Source organism: Oscillatoria sp. FACHB-1406 (assembly GCF_014698145.1).
Taxonomy (GTDB): Bacteria; Cyanobacteriota; Cyanobacteriia; order Cyanobacteriales; family Spirulinaceae; genus FACHB-1406.
Genome location: NZ_JACJSM010000005.1, coordinates 148,664 through 173,646 on the forward strand (window position 1 = coordinate 148,664; position 24,983 = coordinate 173,646).

At 47.2% G+C, this 24,983-nt stretch carries 20 protein-coding genes and 1 tRNA gene; 11 read left to right on the forward strand and 10 right to left on the reverse strand.

All coding sequences use genetic code 11. The annotated features are described in order from the left end of the window. Positions 1-25: 25 nt before the first annotated feature. Positions 26-466 (reverse strand): hypothetical protein, encoded by a 441-nt coding sequence (locus H6G50_RS07670; RefSeq protein ID WP_190714865.1) that lies wholly within the window; start codon positions 464-466, stop codon positions 26-28. 258 nt (positions 467-724) lie between these two features. Here H6G50_RS07670 and H6G50_RS07675 point away from each other — a divergent pair, with 258 nt between their 5' ends. Then, positions 725-1,096: an FHA domain-containing protein gene (locus H6G50_RS07675; protein ID WP_190714867.1), complete on the forward strand. Its 372-nt coding sequence runs from the start codon at positions 725-727 to the stop codon at positions 1,094-1,096. On the opposite strand, the gene H6G50_RS07680 is transcribed toward H6G50_RS07675, so the two are convergent. Beyond that, a complete protein-coding gene (locus H6G50_RS07680) occupies positions 1,093-1,788 on the reverse strand; it encodes a TPM domain-containing protein (protein ID WP_190714869.1) in 696 nt (231 codons plus the stop codon). The two genes, H6G50_RS07675 and H6G50_RS07680, sit on opposite strands and share 4 nt — an antisense overlap. 225 nt (positions 1,789-2,013) lie before the next feature. Between H6G50_RS07680 and H6G50_RS07685 the strand changes: the two genes are divergently transcribed. Further along, complete coding sequence (locus H6G50_RS07685) at positions 2,014-2,514, forward strand: photosystem I reaction center protein subunit XI (protein WP_190714870.1); 501 nt, start codon at positions 2,014-2,016, stop codon at positions 2,512-2,514. Positions 2,515-2,659: 145 nt separating this feature from the next. After that, positions 2,660-2,776: a photosystem I reaction center subunit VIII gene (locus tag H6G50_RS07690; RefSeq protein WP_190714872.1), complete on the forward strand. Its 117-nt coding sequence runs from the start codon at positions 2,660-2,662 to the stop codon at positions 2,774-2,776. Positions 2,777-2,872: 96 nt separating this feature from the next. Here H6G50_RS07690 and rpmF read toward each other — a convergent pair whose 3' ends face one another. Next, entirely contained in the window at positions 2,873-3,055 is a 183-nt protein-coding gene (gene rpmF / locus H6G50_RS07695; protein ID WP_190714874.1) for a 50S ribosomal protein L32, read from the reverse strand. 136 nt (positions 3,056-3,191) lie between these two features. Between rpmF and nblS the strand changes: the two genes are divergently transcribed. Further along, positions 3,192-5,216, forward strand: a complete 2,025-nt coding sequence (gene nblS, locus H6G50_RS07700; RefSeq protein ID WP_190714875.1) for a two-component system sensor histidine kinase NblS — start codon at positions 3,192-3,194, stop codon at positions 5,214-5,216. Positions 5,217-5,280: 64 nt separating this feature from the next. Here the strand turns inward: nblS and H6G50_RS07705 are convergent, their stop codons facing one another. From H6G50_RS07705 to petB, 3 genes are all read right to left on the reverse strand, one after another. Continuing rightward, positions 5,281-6,510, reverse strand: coding sequence for a glycosyltransferase family 4 protein (locus H6G50_RS07705; RefSeq protein WP_190714877.1), 1,230 nt, complete (start codon positions 6,508-6,510; stop codon positions 5,281-5,283). A gap of 477 nt (positions 6,511-6,987) precedes the next feature. Continuing rightward, positions 6,988-7,470: a cytochrome b6-f complex subunit IV gene (gene petD, locus H6G50_RS07710; protein ID WP_190714879.1), complete on the reverse strand. Its 483-nt coding sequence runs from the start codon at positions 7,468-7,470 to the stop codon at positions 6,988-6,990. Between the two features lie 104 nt (positions 7,471-7,574). Continuing rightward, the gene (petB, locus tag H6G50_RS07715) at positions 7,575-8,243 is read right to left on the reverse strand and encodes a cytochrome b6 (RefSeq protein ID WP_190714881.1); all 669 of its coding nucleotides are present in this window, start codon (positions 8,241-8,243) and stop codon (positions 7,575-7,577) included. A gap of 299 nt (positions 8,244-8,542) precedes the next feature. On the opposite strand from petB, the gene ctpA reads away from it, so the two are divergent. Next, the gene (gene ctpA, locus H6G50_RS07720) at positions 8,543-9,766 is read left to right on the forward strand and encodes a carboxyl-terminal processing protease CtpA (protein ID WP_190714883.1); all 1,224 of its coding nucleotides are present in this window, start codon (positions 8,543-8,545) and stop codon (positions 9,764-9,766) included. Between the two features lie 115 nt (positions 9,767-9,881). Here ctpA and H6G50_RS07725 read toward each other — a convergent pair whose 3' ends face one another. Beyond that, positions 9,882-10,103, reverse strand: a complete 222-nt coding sequence (locus H6G50_RS07725; RefSeq protein ID WP_190714885.1) for a hypothetical protein — start codon at positions 10,101-10,103, stop codon at positions 9,882-9,884. A gap of 32 nt (positions 10,104-10,135) precedes the next feature. On the opposite strand from H6G50_RS07725, the gene H6G50_RS07730 reads away from it, so the two are divergent. The 3 genes from H6G50_RS07730 to H6G50_RS07740 all read left to right on the forward strand — a co-directional run bounded on the left by H6G50_RS07730 (position 10,136) and on the right by H6G50_RS07740 (position 13,256). Next, a tRNA-Ser gene (locus H6G50_RS07730) sits at positions 10,136-10,227 on the forward strand. A gap of 190 nt (positions 10,228-10,417) precedes the next feature. Further along, positions 10,418-12,148 carry a YARHG domain-containing protein gene (locus H6G50_RS07735; RefSeq protein ID WP_190714887.1) on the forward strand — a complete coding sequence of 577 codons (1,731 nt, stop codon included), beginning with the start codon at positions 10,418-10,420 and terminating at the stop codon, positions 12,146-12,148. Positions 12,149-12,230: 82 nt separating this feature from the next. After that, the gene (locus tag H6G50_RS07740; RefSeq protein WP_190714889.1) at positions 12,231-13,256 is read left to right on the forward strand and encodes a glucokinase; all 1,026 of its coding nucleotides are present in this window, start codon (positions 12,231-12,233) and stop codon (positions 13,254-13,256) included. A gap of 103 nt (positions 13,257-13,359) precedes the next feature. Here H6G50_RS07740 and H6G50_RS07745 read toward each other — a convergent pair whose 3' ends face one another. Then, positions 13,360-14,607, reverse strand: a complete 1,248-nt coding sequence (locus H6G50_RS07745) for a zinc ribbon domain-containing protein (protein ID WP_190714891.1) — start codon at positions 14,605-14,607, stop codon at positions 13,360-13,362. A 110-nt stretch (positions 14,608-14,717) separates the two neighbouring features. Beyond that, complete coding sequence (locus tag H6G50_RS07750) at positions 14,718-16,640, reverse strand: tetratricopeptide repeat protein (RefSeq protein WP_190714893.1); 1,923 nt, start codon at positions 16,638-16,640, stop codon at positions 14,718-14,720. Between the two features lie 377 nt (positions 16,641-17,017). Between H6G50_RS07750 and H6G50_RS07755 the strand changes: the two genes are divergently transcribed. After that, entirely contained in the window at positions 17,018-18,103 is a 1,086-nt protein-coding gene (locus H6G50_RS07755) for a spermidine/putrescine ABC transporter substrate-binding protein (RefSeq protein WP_190714895.1), read from the forward strand. Between the two features lie 66 nt (positions 18,104-18,169). Continuing rightward, positions 18,170-19,270, forward strand: a complete 1,101-nt coding sequence (locus H6G50_RS07760) for an ABC transporter ATP-binding protein (RefSeq protein WP_190714897.1) — start codon at positions 18,170-18,172, stop codon at positions 19,268-19,270. Between the two features lie 463 nt (positions 19,271-19,733). Here H6G50_RS07760 and H6G50_RS07765 read toward each other — a convergent pair whose 3' ends face one another. Continuing rightward, on the reverse strand, positions 19,734-20,636 hold the full coding sequence (locus tag H6G50_RS07765; RefSeq protein WP_206756561.1) for an SH3 domain-containing protein: 903 nt from the start codon (positions 20,634-20,636) through the stop codon (positions 19,734-19,736). 416 nt (positions 20,637-21,052) lie between these two features. Here H6G50_RS07765 and H6G50_RS07770 point away from each other — a divergent pair, with 416 nt between their 5' ends. Continuing rightward, positions 21,053-24,943: a filamentous hemagglutinin N-terminal domain-containing protein gene (locus H6G50_RS07770; protein WP_190714900.1), complete on the forward strand. Its 3,891-nt coding sequence runs from the start codon at positions 21,053-21,055 to the stop codon at positions 24,941-24,943. Positions 24,944-24,983 lie beyond the last annotated feature (40 nt).

Genomic DNA, 24,983 nt, shown 5'->3' on the forward strand with positions numbered 1-24,983 from the left:
TCAGGAAGTTCTAAAACAAGTCAGACTAACGAATCAAATAACTCAACCATTGTATTGCGGTTTCCGAATCGCTTGCGACTTGCTTTAACCAACGCCAAGTTTTACCTTCTTTTTGGCGTTGAATGTAGATGTTGAAATCGTTATCTTTTTGCGTGACTTCGCGATCGCCAACTGCCACTTTCAAGTTATACGTTCCCATAAAGTGATAAGCCGCTAACTTACCGATATACATCGGTTCGATTTGCTCGACATTAACGCGGGTAATTTTTAACCCTGGATTGGATGCTTGCAATCGCTCGCTCAGTTGTTGTTGCGACTGCTCGAGGGAAAGCGCGATCGCTTTTTGGATAATCTCGCCCCCCGGTGCGAGAGAAATTGGCGGAGTCGGCGCTCCACAAGCAACGAGCGAAAAGATCAGACAAACAGTTAGGACATACTGGAGTCCCCATCGGCATATTTTTTTCATCGCTTCTTCAGGTTGGTGGAGGCACAAACTACAACCTTCTCTACCTCTATTTTCTTCGCTTTAAGAGAACTGAGCTATCCATATAGCTCGATCGGCTCAATCGTACTAAACCAATATAGGTTATTAAAAATCAGCCCGAACCCGTGTATTTACCCAATTCCTACGAAGAAAGTAAAAGCAAAAAGAGACAGATAAGTAAATTTATGCCATTATGGGGATGACTATATGTTTTTTTAGTTTAGGGGCGGCGTAGATCGAGTGATTACTCTAACGCTTTTGCATCCGATTCGCTTAACACCGATTCAAAGTTGGGAGTTTTCAGGACAATCGCTCGTCAGAGTAGGACGAGCGCCCGACAATGATGTCATTCTCTATAGTTCAGTTGTCTCGCGCTACCACATTGAGTTACAACGTTATAGCGGAGAGTGGGAGCTTGTGAGTTTAGGGGCAAATGGCACCTATGTTGAGGGCAAATTGATTCAACAAATCTCTGCCCTCAATAATACGACGCTCCATTTAGCTCGTTCCGGACCCAAAATTCTCCTGCGTTTGGGAGCAATAGATCCAAATACGGCGGGAATCCGAACGATCTCTCCAAGTCGTACCGAGTCCGCGCTGCACTCCTGTTAGCGTCCAGGAAAACCGACGTAGGCGTAGTAGGTGAGCATGGGGACGATGGTTGCGACAAGAAGGAAACCAATCACCCAAATCGTTGAATTTTTTGTATCGCTTTCTTCAGCTTTAGCAAAAGTGCCTTCAACGTTAAGATTGTCTGCGGCGACGGGCGCGCCGGGATCGGGCTGTCCGGAGAGTAATGCTGTAAGGCGATCGCTCGCACTTAAAAATCCTTCGTTATACTTATTACCTTGGCGCACGGGCAGCCCCAAGTTTTCTTGAAGGATGCTTTGGGCAATTTCATCGGGAACAATGGCTTTAACCGCATCGCCGGTGCGAATGACACTCTTATTAGTGAGCGTATCGATAACGATTAATGTTTGATTGGCTTTTGCTTCCGGGGTCGGGAACCAGCGCTCGAACAACCCATCAGCAAAACTGTCGATGGTTTGGTCGAAGTCGAGGCGACGCAGGGCGACCATTTTCACGCCTTTTCCGGTATCCGCTTCCAACTTTTCGAGGGCGTTATTCAGTTGACCTTCATTAATGCGACTGATAACATCGGCTTCGTCAATCGCCCAAGGGGCTTGTCCCGCGCCCGTCTGCGGTAGGTCGAATACGCCGGTTGCGAGGGCCGGAGCGACGGGAAACGCGATCGCGGCAATAGCCAGCAGCATTGCCAATAAAGTTTTAAACAATTGTTTCATATCCCAGATCGTCAAAAAGGGGTCAAACAATATTTTGACACTTTCGCGGGAAGCAGATCCCTTCCGGCAGGCGTTGAGTTTTGCTTCCCTAGATGCCAACTGAGTAATTTGATGAACTTTTCTAAAGCCTATGCCGCTTTATCGCGTTCGATTGCCCTTCGCTGCGTAAAATAAGGTCAATCTTCAATTTTGCTTCAGTTTTGCTTAACAACAGGAGAAGAGAACATGACCAATCAGGTGGTTAAGCCCTATAATGGCGATCCGTTCGTCGGGCATTTAGCAACCCCCATTTCTGCGTCTGGCTTTACGAAAGCTTTTATCAACAACTTACCCGCATACCGCAAAGGCGTTTCTCCGTTAATTCGAGGTTTAGAAGTCGGCATGGCCCACGGCTATTTCCTCGTCGGTCCTTGGACGGTTCTCGGCCCGTTAAGAGATTACGAAGGCGCTGCGGCTCTCGGCGGTTATATTTCTGCCATTGCCCTTCTCGCGATCGCAACCGCTTGTATGTCGGTGTACGGCTTGGTGATGTTCCCCGATAACGACGAGAAAGCCGATTACTTCAAGAGCAATATCGATGCTCCCAGAAACCTACAAACCGGCTCGGATTGGAGCCAATTTACAGGCGGTTTCTTCCTCGGAGCAATGGGCGGCGCAACAGTCGCTTTCTTCTTGCTCGAGAACTTAGCCGGAGTTAAAGCAATTCTGGGCGGTTTGGTTAACTAAGCCTCCTGACGATGGGGAGATTAACCGTTATACCTCCCCCAACTCCCCGGTCTTGGGTTATTAAAAATTTTGAGAACCTCTCGAACTGGGGAAAGTTTTGCAGCTAAGATGCTTTTGAACCACTCAAAAATTAGGAAAATCCGTTATGACAGGCAGTTACGCAGCTTCGTACTTACCTTTGATCATGATTCCGCTGGTGTGCTGGTTAATGCCCGCCGTGGTTATGGGACTCTTATTTATCTACATTGAATCGGATGCTTAATCGCTTCCGAATTTGACATAAAAGTAGGGGCATAGCAGTGCTATGCCCCTACCTTTTTCTGGGCCATGCCCTTATGCTTTTCTCTACGACGCTACTTTACTCTTCGCCTTCTTCCTCTTCTTCATCATTGGTGGGATAGTAGAAGCCCGTCGAACGTCCGCTCAAAACAGACTTGCCGAGAGAAAGGGCTTTTTTAGCTTGGAGCGCAGCTTTACGCTTCCAGTTTGCTTTACGTTGGTCGCGTTTGGCTTTGGAGGTTTTCTTCTTAGGAACTGCCATAGTTCGTTCGCTTTAGTCGGTATAGATAGACAGCCTTACCATTCTAAGACCATTTGCAGCAAGTACGGAGCGAGAAACAACACCAAAGACACACCCAAGCAATTGTCCCGACTCCGATCGCGTTTTCGGTAACGAAATGGCTATAATTTGGGAGTTGACACTCTCCCCGGAAACTTTGTTAGAGCTATTCCGTACCGTCCAAAACATTATTCGTCAATGGTGGTCTGAGTTTACCCTACAAACTCGACTCATGGCGGCAGGAACCTTAGTGGTTTCCCTCGTCATGAGCGGTTTGACGTTTTGGGCAGTCAATACAATTCAACGGGATGCGCGCATGAACGATACGCGCTTCGGGCGGGATTTGGGCGTTTTGTTGGCGACGAACGTAGCCCCAGCGATCGCGGAAGGCGATCTGACTGAAGTGGCGCGTTTCTCCAGTCGCTTTTACAGCAATACTTCCAGCATTCGCTATCTGATTTATGCCGATGAAAATGGAGAGATTTTTTTCGGTATTCCTTATTCGGAAGCAATGGTGCAAAACTCCCTCACCATTCAACGCCATATCGAACTGCCGGAAAGCTACGTAAAAACGGCGGATTTGCCGATGGTACGCCAGCATATTGCCCCCGATGGCGAAGTGACCGATGTCTTTGTTCCCTTGCAGCATGAAGACAAGTATTTAGGGGTACTCGCGATCGGCATTAACCCCAATCCGACAGTAGTTGCTTCTTCTAACCTCACCCGCGATGTGACGATTGCTGTCTTTGTTTCGATTTGGACGATGGTGATTTTGGGCGCAGTGTTTAACGCGCTAACAATTACCCAACCGATTAAAGAGTTGCTAGTCGGGGTAAAAAATATTGCGGCGGGAAACTTTCAGCAGCGGATTGATTTGCCCTTAAGTGGTGAGTTGGGCGAGTTGATTTGTAGCTTTAACGAAATGGCGGAGCGATTGGAACGCTACGAGGAGCAGAATATTGAAGAACTCACAGCGGAAAAAGCGAAGCTAGAAACGCTGATGTCTACGATCGCTGATGGTGCGGTCTTGTTAGATCCGCAACTGAATGCCATCTTAGTCAATCCGACAGCACGACGCATTTTTGGCTGGGAGAATGGCGAAGCGATCGGGAAAAGCATTCTCCACTTACTCCCCGCCCAAGTTACCGTAAAACTGACGCGCCCACTCTATCAAATGGTGGCGGGGGAAATCCTATTACCCAGTAACGCGCCCTCGCCGACGATAACCGAACCGCTTAAGGAACCCGAAGTAGGAGAGTATCGGATTACACTCCTCGAACCGACTAAGCGGATCGTTCGCATTTTATTGACACAAGTTCTCGATCGCGCGCCCTTTCGCAATTCGCCTAACGATATCGCAGGACGCGATAGCATTAAAGGGATTGCGATGACCGTACAAGATATCACGCGCGAGGTCGAACTCAACGAGGCAAAAGGTCAGTTTATTAGTAACGTTTCCCACGAATTAAGAACGCCTTTATTTAATATAAAATCGTTTATCGAAACGCTTTATGAATACGGCGAAGATTTAACGACTGACGAACGGAAAGAATTTCTGCATACGGTCAATCACGAAACCGATCGCCTGACGCGCTTAGTTAACGATGTCCTCGATTTATCCCGCTTGGAGTCTTCGAGTACCTATCACTTAGAAGCAGTGGAAATCACGCGCCCGATCGAACAAACTTTGCGCGCTCATCAACTGAATGCTAAAGATAAAGGGATCGAACTTACCCATGACATCGAACCCAATCTTCCCTGCGTTTTAGGGCATTACGATCTGTTGCTGCAAGTGCTAGCCAATTTAGTCGGCAATGCGCTCAAGTTTACGACTTCCGGCGGACGCATCGCGATTCGTGCTTACAAAATAGTGACGAACAAAGGGGCTAGAGAATCGCTCGCGAAAATTCGCATTGAAGTTGCCGATACCGGATCGGGAATTGCCTCCGAAGATCGGGATGCTATTTTTGAGCGCTTTTATCGAGTTGAAAATCGCGTTCATACCCTAGAAGGAACCGGACTCGGACTGTCGATCGTGCGCAATATTATGGAAAAACATCACACTCAAATTAATTTAGTGAGTGAGTTGGGCGTGGGAACGACGTTTTGGTTCGATCTCGCTATCCCGGAGGAGAATGGATAATTGATAATTGATAATTGATAATTGATAACGAAGAGGGAATAATTGATAATTGACAATTGATGCTTTAAGCTTGCAGCAGCGTTTGTAACTGGCGGGCGAGGGCTTCTTTGCTAAATTTTGCCAAACATTGTTCGCGCAACCATTCGCCATTGCAGCGAGGATCTTCGCCTTTGAGGATTTCAATACAAGCGGCGGCGACAGCGGCGGAATCTCGATGGGGAACGCGCCAGCCGACTTTGCCATCTTGGAGGGGATCGGCGGAACCATCGCTGTCGCCGGAGAGGGCGGGAATTCCGCAAGCCATTGCTTCGAGGTAGACGATGCCGAATCCTTCTTGGGAGGGCATGATATAGGCATCGGCAAGGCGATAGTGGTCGGGTAGGGCCTCGGTGGGGACGAATCCAGCGAAGACGACGCGATCGCCAACTCCTAAGTCTTGCGCGAGTTGTTGCAGTCTGGGCTGGTCGTCGCCGCGCCCGATGACGAGGTATTTGACGTTGGGGAAAGCTTTGGCGATTTCGGGGAGGGCGCGAATCGTGACATCAACGCCTTTGTAGCGATCGCCCGACCACAAGCGCGCGACGGTCATGAGGACTTTCGCGCCTTCTAAGTCGTATTGTTGCACCAATTGCGGCGATTTAGGGGCGGGAGTAAAAACGCTGCCATCAACGACGCAGGGCAGGAATTTAACTTTGCTGGGTTCGATGTCGTTCATTTCGCAGGCGCGATCGCGACTATAGCGGCTGATCGTCCAAATTTCTGCGGCATTTTGTAACGCTTTCGTTTTGGCGGGGTTTAATTCTTCCCAGACTTCTTTACCGTAGGTGAGGACCGTGTAGGGAATTCCTAACAATTGGCACAGATGTTGAATGGGAGGGGCGAGGTTAATATGACCGCAAAAGACGCGATCGGGGTGATGGAGAAGGAGAAACTTAAATAGCGCTGTCAGTAAGTTCGCACGCCCGCGCCAAGAAGTCCTGTTCCCGAAGTAGTGGAAGTTTAACGGGGCGAGATTGAAAGGGTTATCGCAATCGGCGCGATCGCGCAATAAAAATACATCCGCCCTCGCGTTCCCTTCCCCCGACAAATAAGCTTGAAAAATATCCCGGACGTAAGATTGTATTCCGCCTTCTTGGTTCAAAATCTCCAGAAATACGAAGGCATAGCGAGGGGAACGATTTATCTGCCTTTTTGCGTCTGGTTCTGGCGCGATCGCGGGAATTTTCTCTCGATTCACCAAAGGATTAAAGGTACTGAGAATTCCTTGGAGGCGTGCGCGCTGAGTTGAGAGCATGGCAATCTTGATAACTAGAGTGGCAATAAATCGGTTCGTACAATACGAGTTACTTCCGCAGCCAAATCGCGTGAATTAGAAACTGCAACCCTGCTTTCATTTGATTTAACCTTCTGACTACTAGAATACTACGGGTTTTTAACTCAGAGATTCTTTACAGCAAGACTCGTTCGGTTCTCTTTATAGTTCCCCATTTTTTTTAGATAGCTCCCCTTAGTACGCCCGGTTTGAGGATGCAACCTCAGCAGTTTCGGGCGACTTCCTTCTATACTACCAAATCTTGTCTCAGTGAATCTACTAAGTTTCGCGCATTTTTAAGAAAATTTTCCAAGTATCCAGGGTTCGGTGCGGGAAAATCGGGAGGTTGCTGAAGTCTAAACAGTAAAATGCCTGCGAATCGCAGACTCCTAACTCAATGTTGTAGCAGTCAAATTGCGATTCGCAGGCGGCTTTTAAAGCTTAAACCGATCTGGATGTTTAGAACAAACCCAAGGTTAAAGACTTGTCGATCGGCATGATTGCGCCGATACCGAGCCAAATCGTTACAGCGGTTCCGAACAGGAACACAGCAGTGGCGACGGGGCGACGGAAGGGATTTTGGAACTTGTTAACCCCTTCAATGAAAGGAACAAACATTAAACCCAAAGGAATTCCAGCCATGCAAGCAATTCCTAACAACTTGTTAGGAAGAATGCGCAGGATTTGGAAAACGGGATATAAATACCATTCCGGCAAAATTTCCAGCGGCGTAGCGAACGGATCGGCAGCTTCGCCCACAATCGCGGGGTCGAGAACGGCAAGACCGATACACAGGGCAATCGTCCCCATGATTACGATCGGGAATACATACAGCAAATCATTAGGCCAAGCCAGTTCGCCGTAGTAGTTGTGACCCATCCCTTTGGCGATTTTCGCCCGCAGTTTAGGATCGCTTAGATCGGGTTTTTTTTCGATTGACATCTTGAAAAAGATCTCCTTGTCAAATTAAGAATTGGCAGCGTTGTCTTTTAAGGATACCTATTTTGTTAGGTCAAAACTGTAGCGTTTGTCCTACAACTTTAGATTTAGAGGGGACCGGAGATTCCTTGTTTGCGAATCATCAGGAAGTGAAGCAGCATGAAGACAGCGATCGCCCAAGGGAGGACGAAGGTGTGCAAGCTGTAGTAGCGAGTCAGCGTTCCTTGACCGACGCTTACGCCACCGCGCAACAGTTCGACAATCGTGTCGCCGACAACGGGAATGGCAGAAGGCACGCCGGAAACGATTTTAACCGCCCAGTAGCCGACTTGATCCCAAGGCAGAGAGTAGCCCGTCACGCCGAAAGAGACAGTGATAACGGCTAAGACAACACCCGTAACCCAGGTTAACTCGCGGGGTTTTTTGAAACCGCCGGTGAGGTAAACGCGGAAGACGTGCAGGATCATCATCAGCACCATCATGCTTGCAGACCAGCGGTGAACGGAACGAATCAGCCAACCGAAGTTGACATCGTTCATGATGTACTGCACGGAAGAAAAGGCTTCGGCAACCGTCGGTTTGTAGTAGAAGGTCATCGCAAAGCCCGTGGCGAACTGGATGACGAAGCAAACTAGCGTAATGCCGCCCAGACAATAGAAAATATTGACGTGGGGAGGAACGTATTTGCTGGTGATGTCATCGGAAAGCGCCTGAACTTCTAGGCGTTCGTCAAACCACTGGTAAACTTTTGAATCGGTGACTTGCTTAGAAAACATGAATCAGTAATGTTGCTAAATGTTAGAAGAGCGGGTTTAGTGCTTTTCCCGATGCCCCGTTGAGGGAAGCAAGGCAACTCGGAGGCGTTCGGGTTTTATAGATTGGCATTGTCCCAACACTCTGAGGAGCTCTATTCCAGCAAATCCGTCGAGCGGTAGGATGTCTTTAAGAGATCTCCCCGTTTAAAAAATGTAACACAAGCCGCTGTTTCACGGACATTGACTGGGGAAAAACGGTGAAAATTCCACCAATGCCTTAAAAATAAATTAAGTAATGTTAAGAACGCAAAGGATTTCTCATGGGTCTACGAGGTTTGGGCAAGCTTATCGGCGCGATCGCGCTGATTTTTCTGTGCTGGCTGGGTGGAATGTCGGAGGCGGCGGCGTTTAGCGAGGCGCAAAATATCGTTCTGGAGTCTTGGCGCATTGTCAATCGAGCCTATATCGACGAAACGTTTAACCATCAGAATTGGTGGCAGTTGCGCGAGAAGTTATTGAAGCGCCCGTTAGACAATCGCGAGCAAGCCTACGGTACGATTCGAGAAATGCTCGCGACGCTGGACGATCCGTTTACGCGCTTGCTGGAACCCGAGCAATATCGCAGTTTGCAGGTGAGTACCTCTGGGGAGTTATCGGGGGTGGGGTTGCAGATCGATTTGGATGCGGAAACGGGGCAGTTGGAGGCGGTTAGCCCGATCGCGGGTTCTCCGGCGGAAGCGGCGGGAATTAAGCCGTTAGATAAGATTGTGGAGATTGACGGGTTGAGTACGAAGGATATGGCGCTGGATGAGGCGGCGCGGCGGATGCGAGGGAAGGCGGGAACGAAGGTGAGTTTGACGATCGCGCGTCCGGGGGAAACGGGGCGGCGCAAGTTCGAGATCGTGCGCGATCGCATCGCTCTCAATCCGGTTTATGCGATGTTGGATACTACCTCGAGTTCGACTCCGATCGGTTACGTGCGTTTGGCTCAGTTTAGCGCCAATGCGACCCAGGAAGTTGCCCACGCGATCGCGAAGCTGGGCAAACAAGGCGCGCAGGGCTATATCCTCGATCTCCGCAACAATCCCGGCGGTTTACTCCAAGCTGGGATCGAAATCGCGCGGTTGTGGATTGATGAGGGGACTTTAGTTTATACGGTCAATCGTCAGGGGACTTTAGGCAGTTTTGAGGCGACGGGAAACGCGATCGCCGATAAACCCCTCGTTGTCCTCGTCAATCAAGGCACTGCCAGCGCTAGCGAAATTTTAGCCGGGGCGCTGCAAGATAACGGCCGAGCGATTCTCGTCGGCGAAAAAACCTTTGGCAAAGGTTTGATTCAATCCCTTTTCGATCTGCCTGACGATGCGGGTTTAGCGGTTACGGTGGCGAAGTACGAAACGCCCAGCCATCAGGATATTCACAAGCGCGGCATTCTTCCCGATCGCGTCGTTCCCCAGGAGCCTATCACCTTATCCGAAGCCGGGACGAGTTCGGATAAACAGTATCTCGCGGCAGTGGAAGAGCTAGGAATAATTGATAATTGACAATGGATAATGGACAACGGTGTTGAGGCAGCCCTAGAAAGCGATGCCCACCATTGTAATTTGGTCAAGACTCTATCGTAGGGTGGGCATTGCCGTTTTTGGGATTTAACCTAAATTAAAAGGGCAGCAATTCGGCAACGCCCACCATCGCATCTCTAGAAAGTACGCGATCGCCTCCATCACCCCGTCCCCCCGTCACCCCGTCTCCCCATCCCCCCGTCTCCCCATCCCCCCGTCCCCCAGTCCCCCCGTCCCCCAGTCCCCCAGTCCCCCCGTCACCCAGTCCCCCCTCTCCCCCTCTCCCCAACAAATCAAAAGCAGGAGGTATAAATTTCAACTCTATCTGCTATAATGCAGAAATGTCACTCTGGAGAGGTGGCTGAGCGGTTGAAAGCGGCAGATTGCTAATCTGTTGTACGGCAGGTAACTCCGTACCGAGGGTTCGAATCCCTCCCTCTCCGTCCGGTATTGATATCGCCAGGGTTTTCCCATTACAGCTAATCCGAGCGAGCTAAAATTCCTTAACTATTCTTCAGAGCAGATTTCGAGCGGCGCAACTGCATCGGATTTAGATGCGGGACGAAATCAAGCACTCTTTCAAAAGCGCGGTAATGCTTCCTCTTTGAATTTTAAATTTTAAATTTTGAATTCATGAACGAGCTTTTAAACAACCGCTATCAAATTGTTAGCACTTTAGGACGCGGGGGGTTTGGCGAAACGTTTCTCGCAGAAGATACCTATATGCCCTCCCGTCGGCATTGCGTTATCAAACAACTCAAACCGTTGATCGATAACCCGCAAATTGAAGAATTGATTCGGGATCGCTTTCAGAGAGAAGCGGCAACTTTAGAGGCACTGGGAGAAGGACACTCGCAAATTCCAACTTTATATGCCTATTTTGTCGAAGCGGGACAGTATTATTTGGTGCAAGAATGGGTGGAAGGTCGGACTTTAGTCAGTTGCATCCAGCAACAAGGCACTTTTAGCGAAGAGGCAACGCGGGAATTGTTGCTGAATCTGCTGCCGATTCTCGATAGCATTCACAGTCGCGGGATTATTCACCGCGATATTAAACCCGACAATATTATTTTGCGACAGCGAGATGGTTTGCCGGTTTTGATCGATTTTGGGGCAGTACGAGAGACAATGGGAACGCAGATTAATTCCCAAGGCAACCCCACCAGTTCGATTGTTATCGGTACGCCGGGATATATGCCCAGCGAACAAGCAGCGGGACGGCCGATTTTTTCCAGCGATCTTTACAGTTTGGCGCTGACGGCTATTTATATGCTGACGCGGTTAGTGCCGCAACAGTTACCGATGGATGCGAGTACCGGAGAGATTATTTTTCCTGCGATCGCGATTTCGCCGAATCTGAAAGCAGTGCTGGAACGCGCCAGTCAATCGCATCCGCGCGATCGCTTCCCCAGCGCCCGGGCAATGCTTGATGCCCTCCAAAGCCAAGCCTCCCCCGCAACGCAGTGGAACCCCCAGGCAGCCACCCTTCCCCCGCCCGAAGAACCCGCAACAGCCTTTTCTCCTCCGAGGGCAGAAATTCCTCCTACCCTACCTTTCCCGCCTACTACTACCGCTCGTAAATCTCCGATTCACCCCAGTTATTTTATTGCGGGCGGATTAATTAGCGGCGCGATCGCGATCGGATTTTTTCTGTTTCAATTGCTGGCTACGCAGCGATCGAGAACGATTGAATTAAACTATCAAAGTTCGGTGGCTTCTCCTGCTGACAACCCTAATTATGCTTGGCTATCTCAACGCCAAGTTGTCGATGCCGATTTAATCGGAAAAACAGCTTTTGAACTCGACATTATGCGAAACTCGATCTTCGCTCGTTACGGTCGTAAGTTTGACAGTCCCGAATTGCAAGCTTATTTTAACAATCAAGCCTGGTACAAAGGGCGTTACGAAGCTGCCACATTTCCCGATAGCTTGCTCTCAAAATTAGAGATGCAAAATGCCAATTATATCCTGAGCTATCAAGATAAAAACAATCTCCATTGGATTAAGAATAAAGAACAAAGTACCCAAAAGCCATCTCCTAAGCAAGCCATAGAGGACTATTTTAATGAAATTAATAACGGTCGATACGAAGTAGCTTGGAATCAATTATCGCCTCGCCTCAGCAACGATCGAAATCAACACCCTCAAGGCTATACGTCTTACACGGATTGGTGGAAGACAGTCGATCGCGTCGATCTTGAGGATGTTAAAATTTTTGAAGAAGGGGTTGAGGTTGCGCGCTTGGAAGTCCGCATCAAGTATCATCTAAAATCGGGACGAATATCGTCCAATTCAATGCGAATCAAATTAATTTGGGATGGGAGTTCGCAACGATGGCTGCTTGATGATGTTAAAGCGCTGTAATTCAAGGCTTTGACGCAACATTCAACGAGCTATTATCAACCCAAGATATTGTATTTATTAGATCGGTAAAGAATCAGTAACAATGCTTTTACTCGCAGGGGATATTGGGGGAACAAAAACCATTCTTCGTCTCGTGACGGCAGAAGGCGATCGACTCGGAAAGACGCATTGCGAACAAAGTTATGCGAGTGGAAATTATCCCGATCTCGTGCCGATCGTGCAACAATTTTTAGCAGAAGCGAAAGGTACGGTTGGAGATACTTTAGCACCGGAAAAAGCTTGTTTCGCGATCGCGGGCCCGGTTGCGGACGATCGCTGCGAACTGACAAATTTAAGCTGGAAACTGGATGCGCGCAGGCTGGAAGCCGATCTTAAAATTCCGAAAGCTAGCTTAATTAATGATTTTGCCGCCATTGGTTACGGGATTTTGGGCTTAAGCGACGAGGATTTGTATTGCTTGCAAGACGTTCCGGCGAATGAGAAAGCCCCAATCGCGGTTTTGGGGGCGGGAACCGGGATGGGACAATGTTTCCTGATTCCCGCCGCAGAAGGCTGGGAAGTTTTCCCCACCGAAGGCGGACACGCTAGCTTCGCCGCGCGCAATCCGACGGAATTCGAGCTTGTCAGCTATATTCGGAGTAAATACGAGCTTAACAGCGTTTCGGTGGAACGAATCGTCTCTGGTATGGGAATTACCCCCATTTACCAATTTTTGCGCGATACTGGCAACTTTCCAGAGTCGGAGGAGATTGGGGTAAAAGTTCGGGCTTGGGAAAATGGAGATCGCGAAATCGATACCGCCGCATTAATTAGTAAAGCCGCTTCAGAAGGGCGCGATCCTCTGTGTCAGGAAACCTTAAAAATCTTTATTGCTGCTTACGGTGCGGAAGCGGGCAATTTAGCGCTGAAATTTCTGGCTTACGGCGGCGTTTATATTGCGGGTGGGATTGCAGCGAAGATTTTACCGTTGATGCAATCGGGAGAATTCATGGAGAATTTTTTAGCAAAAGGTAGAATGCGATCGCTACTCGAAAAAGTTCCCGTTAAAATCATCCTCAATCCTCAAGTCGGATTAATTGGGGCTGCAATGCGCGCAGAAAACTTGTAAGTTTAAATCTTTAGCAAGCGCAAAGATAATCATAAAAAGGTAGGGGCATAGCAGTGCTATGCCCTTATATTACCCTTTTCCCAATCGATATTAAAAAAGCCGTCTAAACTTCATCCAGCGGTTGCGTATCGTTGAGCGAATGACCACACTTTCTGCAAAAAGGAACAAACTTGTACGTTTTTTCGTGACAGTTCGAGCAATCTTGATACTGATCGAAGCCGCAGTTTGGACAAAATTCATCGTCTAAGCGCAACTTAAAGTTACAGTGCAAACAGCGGACATTTTTAAGTCGATTTCGCGCTTGAATGCGAGAATTGAAGACGAAAGTTTGTAGAAGCTTGATTAAGGCAAAACCTAGCAGCGGAATGACGAGGATTAAAGCATAACTAGCGACAAAAAGCAAGCCACCTAACAGCGTTGTTATGACTTCGAGAAGCGCAGCGACAATATTACCGAACTGGATAAACTCAAAGAACTTAATCAGTAAAGGAATACAGAAAATCAGGAGTAAGTGCCAACTTAACAGCGATTGCAAGCCTTTATGTCGGCGAGTCGCTGTAGAATGCAAGAGGTACGCGATCGCGATTAGAGGCAAAAGGAATAAAACTTGCAAAAACAGTTGTTGGTTGGGATACCAGAACGAGGCAGAGTTGTACGCTTTTTCGATGTTTTGATATTCTGCTGTATTATCGAGAAGCGCGAGATAAGCGGCAGAGGAAGGCGTTTGAATAAGTTGCTGTTGTTTGGCAATTAGTTGCTTTTTATTGTCAGAAATTTTAGTTTTCTTTACCTCGATGTCTGACTTGATTTTGTCAGCCGCCGCTACATTAATCGATTTAGTTCGATCTTGACCGGCAATTTTTTCAAGTAAAGCAGAATCGTATTGAGATTGAAGCGTTGTAATTTCTTGTTCGAGTTTCGAGTTACTCGCCCTCAAGCGATCGATCTCGGTCAATAAAGTATTATTTTCCGGAACATTGAGATCGGTTTCGCGACTTTTATAGGGATCGCATAAAGGAGATTCTTCACCCAAGCGATTAGCACGAGAGATTGAATTTGGGCGAGCATTCTTAAGTTGTTGAACTTTTTGTTCGATCGTTGCAGACTGAAATGCTAAGCTCGATTTTTTGGGTTCTTCCTGATAAGTTCGATAGGGAGCGTAACAAAATAATTGTTCGTCGGGAGATAGGGGCCATGCGGCAATGCTTGACAAGCCACTAAAAACATTAACTAGAACAAAAATATCGATAAGGATGAGAATGACAATGCTAACTTTATTAATCGGTTCGCGATCGATATAAGTTGACTTACGCACGAACCTTCTAATCAGTCTTCGTAAGTAGGCAAACATCTTTAGTTTTGACCTCGTGATTGTCTTTCAATTGTAGAAAAAGAAGAAAGATATAATGCTGGGTGTGGGACAATTCTGCGATCGCAACAAGACAGCGAGCGAAATATTTTTTAACGAACGTTTTCTCCAGACATTAATTGTTCTTCAATTTTATTGATATAACTTAAACTTTCGGGTAAATTCGGATCGATCGCTGTAGCATTTTTAAAAGCCGCGAGCGCGCCTCCGAGTTGATTTTGCTTAAATAAAGCGATCCCTAAACCTTGATAGGCTGATGCTTGTATAGGATAGCCCGCGATCGCTTTATGGTAAGATGCGATCGCCTCTTCAGTCCGATTTTGTGCCATCAACGCATCCCCTAAACGAACGTACCGAGAAAAGGAAAACGCTAATTGAGGCAGCCATTCCGGATTTTTGCGATAAACCGCGATCGCATTTTCTAGGCTTCCTCGCCGAATTAAAGCATTTCCCAAACGACTATATTTAAAAGCGGACTGAGGAATTAAAGCGATCGCGCGTTGATAAGCCTCCGCTGCTTCTACCGGCTTATTTTGCTTCAACAAAGCATCGCCAAGACAGTCGTAAGCCCCTGAATTATCTGCCCTCAGCGCAATCGCTTGGCGACAGGCGCTAATCGCTTCTTCTAACATATTTTGACGCAGGAGAGTTGAGCCAAATTGTTGGTAAGCATCCGAATTATTGCGGGCAGTTTTCGCATAAACCTCAAAAGCTGCATCGAGACTCTTTTGTTGCACTAAAGCCTCGGCCAAAGCATCACTAAAAAATGAATTTTCAGGCGCTAACCCTAAAGCTTGCCGATAGGCAGCAATTGCTTCATCTAGGCGATTTTGCCTTTGCAAAGCATTGCCAAGGTCGTAATAATTAAATTCAAATCTCGGATCGATTTCAACTGCTTTCTGGTAAGCATAGATTGCCTCATCCAACCGATTTTGTTTGACTGCTGCCTGACCCAAACATAAGTACACTTCTCGATTACTAGATTCGATATCGAGCGCTTGGCGACAAACCTTAATAGCCTCATCCCCTTGATTTTGAGCGACCAAAGTTTGACCCAAAAGAGCATACGCTGTTGCATTTTCTCGCTGCCTTGGATTTTTGAGGGAACCGCCGAAGGAAACAAACGCATCATCCAGTCGATTCTGCTTGACAAGAACTCTCCCCACATCTTGGTATAAGCCATAAAGTCCCCCAAATTTCGGATCGATTTCTATCGATCTTTTATAGGCAGCGATCGCATCTTCCCAGCGATCTCCCGCTTCCAAAGCAGACCCCAATCTATAATCCGCGAGCGCCTCGGGTAAAATTTCCCAGCTTTGTTCGCCCTCCAAAGCTTTTAAATAGGCAATTCTAGCGGCTTCGAGTTGGTTGTGTATCACTAAAGCTTTGCCGAGTTCGTTATAAGCAGCAGCGGGATCGCCGAACTTTTTAATATAAATTTCCAAGGCTTCAGACTGCCGATTTTGCTCGACCAGAATCTCGACCAAAAAATTGTAAATAGCGTCTTCTTCTGGATTGAGCGCGATCGCCTTTTTGTAGGCATCTATCGCCTCCTCATTGCGATGATTAGCTTCTAGGGCTAACCCCAAACGAAAATAAGCCGATGACTCGATTTCCGAAGGTTTAGCCTTCGCATTTTCCTCTTCAACTCCACGCTGAAAAGTGGCGACGGCTTCCTTTAACCGATCTTCTTTAACCAGCAAATCTCCCAAACTTTTATACACCTGTACGGGATTTAAATCTGCGCTTAAAGCAATTGCTTTACGGTAGGCTTCGCTCGCCTCATCCCATTGATTTTCATTCTCTAAAATGCGACCGAGTTGATGGTAAGCTTCAGCATCGTTAGGGTTATTTCTAATAGCGCTTCTCCACAACCGCTCGTCATTCAAATCGGAGTTATTGAGAGCAAAATAACTTGCACGTTCGAGGGGAGTATACCGGCGAGACAGCGCCGGACTTGACGGTACAGTTAAAATCAATAAAAATAGAGCAGCGATCGGTAAATTAAACTTCATAATTTTACACCTAAAGTAACAGAAGTTTGTGTTTTCCAGCGCAGCATTCCGGCTCGGAGTGCGAATCGGTTATTTTTCCCAAACAATCGCAGCGGTTGGGCTGTACAAAGTGTTATAACAATTTTCAAGCCCTCTACCAACTTCTCGTAGCCAGAATTTTAACTGACCTCGGGCGCTAACATCGGGTATGATGTAGCATCAGATTCGCATCGCAGCTTTAGCAGCGTTCTTCTCGGCTGATGCTTAGGTTTCCCCCGCGCCAATTTACCATATACTAATTAGTGGGGTATAGGTACAGCACGCCCAGAGAAACTCGACAGGCGACTCTTCCGGAGTGTTAACTTAAATTTTCATCGTATCTACTGAGGGAATAACCCATGAAACGACTGCTGGTTTTCCTACTTCTCTTCCTAATTGGCATAACCTTCCCTACGGGTTGTGCGTTTTTCAACTCTAAGAAAACGGATGAAGCCAGTGCCAATGTCCTCAGCGTTTATAACTGGTCAACTTATATCGATCCTCAAGCTATTAAAGACTTTGAAAAAAAGTTTAATGTAAAGGTAAAATACGATACCTACGAAAGTAACGAAGATTTACTCGCTAAAATTCGCCCCGGCAATCCGGGCTACGATATCATTGTTCCGAGCAGCGATTACGTCGCAATTATGGGAAGTGAAGGATTGCTCGAACCCCTCAATCATCAAAATATTCCTAATATTAAAAATCTCTCCAAGAGGTTTATCGATCCGCCCTTCGATCGCGGCAATCGTTACAGCGTTCCCTACCAGTGGGGAACGATGGGACTGGGTTACAATATCAAAAAAATCGGAGGCGAACTTAGCAGTTGGGGCGACATTTTTGAACCGAGGTTTGCCGGACGAGTTTCGTTAATGGAAGATTTGCGAGCTACCTTGGGCGTTATTTTAATCTACCTCGGTTACGAGCCGAATAGCAGCAATATTGAAGAGATAAGAAAAGCCAGAGATTTTTTAATTAAACATCAAGAAGTAATCGCGGCTTTTGCTCCAGATACCGGGCAGAATCTCCTCGATCAAGGGGAAGTTGATATTGCCGTCGAGTGGAGTGGCGATATTTTTCAGATAGCAGAAGAGAACGAAGATATTCGCTACGCAATTCCGAAAGAAGGGACAATTATCTGGACGGATAACTTAGCAATTCCAGCCGGTGCGCCTCACAAAGAGTTAGCCGAAAAGTTTATTAATTTTGTCCTCGAACCTGAAGTGGGAGCAAAAATTTCTAATTTTGTTAAATATGGCAGCCCAAATCAGGCAGCGATTGATGGCGGATTCATTGAAAAGGAGGATTTAGAAAATCCAGAAATTTATCCAACTCCTGACATAGCATCTCGCCTAAAATATGCTGATGATATTGGAAAAGCGACTGAGTTGTATGATGATGCTTGGACGGAAGTAAAAGTAGCAATGAGTAACTCTTTCTTTTGATTTATTTTTAATCAATGGGAAAGGAGTTGACGAGTTTATTTATTAAGGGGAAAGGCAAAAGTAACGATGTATGCAGTTGAATTAAAGGACGTTTCTAAGGTTTTTGTCGGACAGAATAATAAAGAGTTTCGTGCAGCAGATAATGTTAACTTGCAAATTGCTGAGGGCGAGTTCTTTGCGATGTTAGGGCCGTCGGGATGCGGTAAAACGACGCTATTGCGAACAATCGCGGGATTCGAGAGTCCGACCTCGGGAGAAGTATACATCCACGGCGAACCCATGCGCGATCGCCCGCCCTTTCACCGTCCCGTCAATACCGTTTTCCAAAACTACGCCCTCTTTCCCCACCTCACCGTTGCCCAAAATGTCGCCTTTGGCTTGGAAATGGAAGGATTATCGCGCGCTGAGACTCGATCTCGCGTTGGCGATGCTTTAGCCTTAGTCAAACTCGACGGCATGGAAAATCGCCGCCCCCGCCAACTTTCTGGAGGACAGCAGCAACGGGTTGCATTGGCGCGCGCCCTCGTCAAAAAACCGAAAGTATTGCTGTTTGACGAACCCCTCGCAGCCCTCGATTTGAAACTGCGTAAAGAAATGCAGTTTGAACTCAAGCAGATGCAACAACAGGTAGGAATTACCTTTGTTTTCGTCACCCACGACCAAGGGGAAGCCCTCACTATGTCCCATCGCATCGCCGTCATGAATGCAGGGAAAGTTTTGCAGGTGGGAACACCAACAGAAATTTATGAGGAACCCACCTCGCGCTTTGTGGCTGATTTTATCGGCGAAACCAACTTTTTAACCGGACAGGTGCGGGAAGCGGGCAATGGCTCGATTTTCCTCGCGATAGACGAGACATTACCGTTGGAAGTTGCCGACAATCGCGCCTTATCTCCCGGTCGATTTGTGACATTAGCCGTTCGTCCGGAGAAAGTAAGTTTATATCCCGAAAATTACGACAAAGATTATTGCGTTCCCGGCGTTGTTGAAGAGGCGATTTATATCGGTACTGATACTCGTTATATTATCCGCCTGACCCCCCATCACACTTTAGCCATTCGCCGTCAAAACCTCTCGCGCAGTTCTCTTAATAGCTTTGCAGCGGGCGAAACGGTTCGGGTGAGATTGCATCCGGAAAGCATTCGTATTATTGAGGAGCAAGAGTAATTAAGTTTCAGCTATTTGAGCAAAACTTTTTTTGGGCGCGATCGCCTCCAAATCCCTAATAATCCTACCCCGAAAAAAGGGTCTAATACCAATTTTCAGTTACGATGCACTAAATTTTTCGTCGTAGGGGCATAACAATGTTATGCCCTCTTCGGGAATCGTGCAAAATCAATGAGAATTGGTATAAAACGACTGATATTTATTGAATTGACTCTCGCTCGAAAAAGACTGAACTTGCTGCCTTTTCTAACTACATTTCTGGACTGTAGAGACGTTGTGTACAACGTCTCTACAGTTATCAGATAAAAAGTTGATGAATAGCCTCTATTTGACCCAAGTTTAGGACTCGAAAATATAGCGCTACGAAGTTCGGCTATGACATTTTGTAGGGTGGGCAGCGCCCACCAGCCAAGACTTTGGTACATTTAGAAACGTACCTTCACGTTTCAAGTAGCGCTATATTTTAGCGAGGGTTCGTCCAATAAATTCCAGTGCCGTAGCCTTGGGCTGTACCATTGGGTATATTAATCCACGTACTGCGATCTACAACCGTACTATTGACCCCTTTACTGTCGCCATTAGAGTCCATAATTCTGACCTGTCGTTGTCCGTTATTGAGGGTGCGATTTTCCATTACAATTGCAACATGACCGTAAGTGATTCCATTAAAAATCCCGATAGTGGGGAAAGAAATAATTGCACCCCGTTTTGGTAAGCCTACAGTTGTGGTGGGACTGAATTGAGCGGGTAGCATTTGAGAAACAAAACGAGCCGTGTCTTTCCCATTGCCAAAAGCGAGACTGATAGAACGTTGATTTGCAGGTAGATAAACCTCTTGAATGTACCGAGCAATTAACGTTACGCATTGACCTCGTAAGCTGTACAAACCATCTAAGCGCGTAATACCAGTTTGCCCTTTAGCCCAACGATAAAAAGCTTCTGGATTACCATACATTCCAGAACCGGGCTGGGGGCAATTCGGGACTAAAGATGAATTGGGCGGATTCCCATAAATGACTCCACTCGCCACCCATCCCGTTTGCCCGTTATAAGTGACGCGAAACCAGCGATAATCCGTATTTCCCGTCCAAATATCGGTAATCCCTTGCCCATAAGTCCAACCCGAAAAGTTCAGCAAAGTATTAGGAGGAATTTGCATAAGGATGCTAGCACTGGTGGAAGTGCTAGCCCGCAGCATCGTATAAATATTCGGTTTTCCGGTCATCGAACCGCTCGTTCTGCCCGAGAAAGAAACATTACGAATTACCGTGTCGCAAGAGTTAGCCTGCGCTGGCGAAACGGGAGAAAAAGAGAGTTTTTTCTCTTGTAAATTCAATCCAAAGCCAGCGATTAAAGCCAGACTCATAAGACCCGCGTTGGTCAAGGAAAATAGTTTGGTAAATGTTCTGTTCATGGCGATGGAAAAAAGGGTTAAAGCGAGCAGCAAAAAGTACGAGTAGGTCGTAAAGACTAACTCTCTAGGGTTTTTAAGCTTTGTTGAATTGCTTCTACTGTGTTCTCTGCTAAAACCAATCGTTTTTACGCAGGCATTACAATTATTTACAAAACTTTATATAAGGGACGACTCGAACGATGCAGTTCCCTGGGGAGTGCGGGAAGAAGGAGAAAATGCTATAGTTGGAAACTCGCTCTGGGTTTAGCACTGAAGGAAAATGTAACTAGACGTTTCGATTTGTAAAGTTTAGGGAATGCAGTATCGAAATTGCCGCGATCGCCAGAGATACTCATAGCACCTATCATCAGTATCTCCGCACCAAAATCATGAAACGCGGCAACTTGCATCTTCTCACTCTCCTTCTTACACTAGGTAGCTTCATCCCTAGCAGCGCTACCGCCCAACTCACCCCCGATAACACCCTCGGTGCCGAAAACTCCATCGTCACCCCCGAAGCAACCCGCCAACTCATCCAAGGCGGAACGACGCGCGGTAGCAATCTCTTTCACAGCTTCACCGACTTCAACGTTGGTGAAAATCAGCGCGTCTACTTCGCCAACCCCACCGACATTACCAACATCCTCACCCGCGTCACCGGAAACAACCTTTCTAACATCCTCGGTACATTAGGCGTAGACGGTGCGGCGAACCTCTTCCTACTCAACCCCAACGGGATTATTTTCGGCCCCAACGCCCAACTCGATATACGCGGTTCCTTTGTCGCCACGACTGCCGACAGTATTTTATTCGATAACAACGTTGCATTTAGTGCCAGCGACCCACAAGCGCCGCCCTTACTAACCATTAACGTCCCCATCGGATTGCAATACGGCAGCAACTCCACCGCCACAATTAGCGATCGCGGTAACTTATCGGTAGGTGGAAATTTAAAACTCGGTGCAGCAAATTTAGACTTACAAGGACAATTACAAGCCGGGGGAGATTTAACCTTACAAGCCACCGATACCATAACAATTCGAGATAGCGAAACCAGCCCCTTTATCGCCGCCGCCAACGGTCAATTATTGGTGCAGGGGAACGAGAAGATTGATATTTTCGCGCTCAATCATCCCGATAGTGGCTTGTATTCTGGAGGCGATATGGTGTTTCGTTCCGCGAATGCAGTTGGGGGCGACGCGCACTATTGGAGTGAGGGCAATTTTCGGATTGAAGATTTGCAGGGAAACTTGGGGGATTTGTATAGCCCCTACGACCCGATTATCCGTTCTTTAGGAGATGTAAGTTTTCAATTTTATGTAGGTGCATCCCTACATATTTTCGCTGCCGGAAGTGTCATTATTCCGATTGGAGTTCAGATAACTGGGTCAGATGCGGTCAATGGGCTAGTTGAAACTGTAACTCTTTCTGACGGCAGTTCTTTAAGTATTGATGGTAAAACGCGACCCACTCTAGATATTCGAGCAGGTATGGATCCCGCCGCAGTAGGTGCGCCATTTTTCAATCCTGCTAACTTCGATCCTAATACGGCTGACTATCTATTTTCTAGTCCTCCAACTTTGACGGGTTCTCCAACAAGTGGAGATATTAAAATCGACCTGATTGTCATTGACGAACCAAACGGACAAGTTTTTTTAACCAATCAGTATAAACCTAACACGCTGCCTGGAAATATTACCATAACTAATTGGCTTACTACAACCAGTATTACGGGAAATTCAGGAGATGTTCGCATTGACTCTCGAGGTAATTTTACTTTAGAAGGTGAGGCGCAGATAGATACTAGAACAATTAGTAACTATAATGCGGGTAATATTAATATACGAGCAGCAGATTTAGTAGAAATATTTGCAACTCCATTAAGTAATCCGCTTTATCTGAGTGCTTTGATTGCTGGAACTTGGGGTTCTGGAAATGCCGGAAATATAGAAGTTCAAGCTAAACGAGTTAGCGTGCGGGATGGTGGATTTGTCTACACGCGATCGCATGGAGCGGGACGAGCGGGAGATATTAATATTGTAGCCGATGAATCGGTGGAACTGCGGGGCGCACCTGCTTACAACCATGAAAGTGCCTTAGTTACGTCTGCCATGAACAGTGGAGATGCGGGAAATATTAATATTAAAACAGGACATCTCCTTGTCCAAGAAGGCGCACAAGTAGCTGCCGAAAGCAATCCTGGCAGTACCGGCGCACCCGGTAAAATTAATATTGTTGCTAATGAATCTGTAGCGGTTATCGGCGTTCCTCCCTATCCGAATGGAAAACCAACCGGAATTTATACCTTTACTGAGAACGATAGATCGGGTGGCGATATTCAGATCGATACAAAACGTTTTATTGTTCGCGATGGCGGTTCAGTTTCGACCGGAACAGATGCAGCAGGAAATGGAGGAAATTTGCTCGTTAATGCGTCTGATTATGTTCTCGTAACGGGCGCATCGGCATTCAATCCCGATCGCGTCAGTCGAATTCGAGCTATTACAACCAGCAGTGGGGATGGGGGTAACTTAACCATTAATACCGGACAACTGCTTGTCGAAAATGGCGGTAAAGTATCTGCTGATTCTTCCAATAGTGGCAACAGCGGAACCTTAACTGTGAATGCGTCCGATTTAGTCAGAGTTGCGGGGATTTCTCCGGATGGTAAAAATCAGAGTCAATTATTTTTTGATTCTTCAGGTTCTGGGGATGCAGGACAATTAAAAATCACAACCGGTAGCTTGCAAGTTCTTGAAGGAGGCAAGGTTTCTGCTGCTACCTCCGGTTCCGGACAAGGAGGACTTTTAGAAGTCAATGCAGCTAATAGCGTAGAAGTTTTAGGAACTTCGACCAACGGTCAGTTTGTTAGTAGCTTAATCTTTGATTCATCGGGAAACGGAAATGCAGGGGAACTAAGAATTAATGCCGGACAACTTCTCGTTGGCAATGGCGGCAAAGTTTCGGCGGCAACTTCTAATAGTGGACAGGGTGGTATTTTAGAAGTTAAAGCATCGGATTTTTTAGCGGTCATTGGAACTTCAAGTAACGATCGATTTGCCAGTAGCTTACTATTTGATAGCAGCGGTACAGGCAATGCCGGACAGTTGAAGATTAGCACCGGACAGCTTCTTGTGCAGGATGGGGGACTGGTCTCGGCAAAAACGTCTGATGCCGGTCAAGGGGGTATTTTAAATGTTAATGCTTGGGATGCCGTACAAGTTAGCGGAGCTTCAAGTAACGGTCAATTTGCCAGCAGTTTGTTGTTCGATAGTAGCGGCACGGGCAACGCTGGAGAATTAAATATTAATACCGGACGATTGCTGATTGAAGATGGGGGCAAGGTTTCTGCCGGTACATCGGGTACTGGACGCGGTGGAATTTTGGCAGTTAATGCTGCCGATTCTGTGCGAGTTAGCGGTGCTGGCAGTCGTCTGTACTTTGATAGCACGGGTGCGGGAGATGCCAGAGGGATTCGCATTAATACGGGCGATTTAACGGTAGAAAATGGGGGAGAAATTACCGTCAATGGTACGGGAACGGGATTGGCAGGAGATTTAGACATTACCGCTAATTCAATCTTCTTGAACCAGCAGGGAAACTTGTTGGCGCGGACGGTCTCGGGAGAAGGAGGAAATATTCGCCTGCGCGTTGCGGATAATGTCTTGCTGCGTTTCAATAGCAATATTTTAACGGAAGCGTTAGGGCCGGGGAATGGGGGCAATATTACCATCGATGCGGGGGGATTTGTCTTAGCTGTATTGCCGGAAAATAGCGATGTGGCGGCGACAGCGATTCAGGGACGCGGCGGTAATATTTTTGTGACGGCGAAGGGCGTTATAGGGTTTAGTTTACCGGAACGGTTGGTACGAACTCCTGAAAGCGACATTAGTGCTGCCTCCGAGTTGGGAATCGATGGGGTAACGACGATTAATACGCGGGATGTCCCCTCGGGAGTCCAGTTGCCCGATCGCGTCGGAACGCCGACAATAAATTCAGGATGTCAAGCTGCCCGAAACTCTCAACCCGATGCGACTGGGAGAAGTCAGTTTTTTGTTACCGGACGAGGCGGTTTGCCTCCTCAGCCTACGGATGTTCTATCCGCTACCTCTGTAGAAATCCCTTGGGTAACGTTGGAAGAGGAGAATCGCACGGCTGACAATGAGGTGAAAGAGGCAAAGGGATGGGTGCAATTGGCAGATGGGCGAGTATTTTTAGTCTCGCAGGAACATCAAACGCGGCAAGGAAATTGCTCTGGGTTTGTGCTGCGGCAAGATTAGAACGGTGCGATTTACGCCTAAAAATCTTGTATTCTATGAC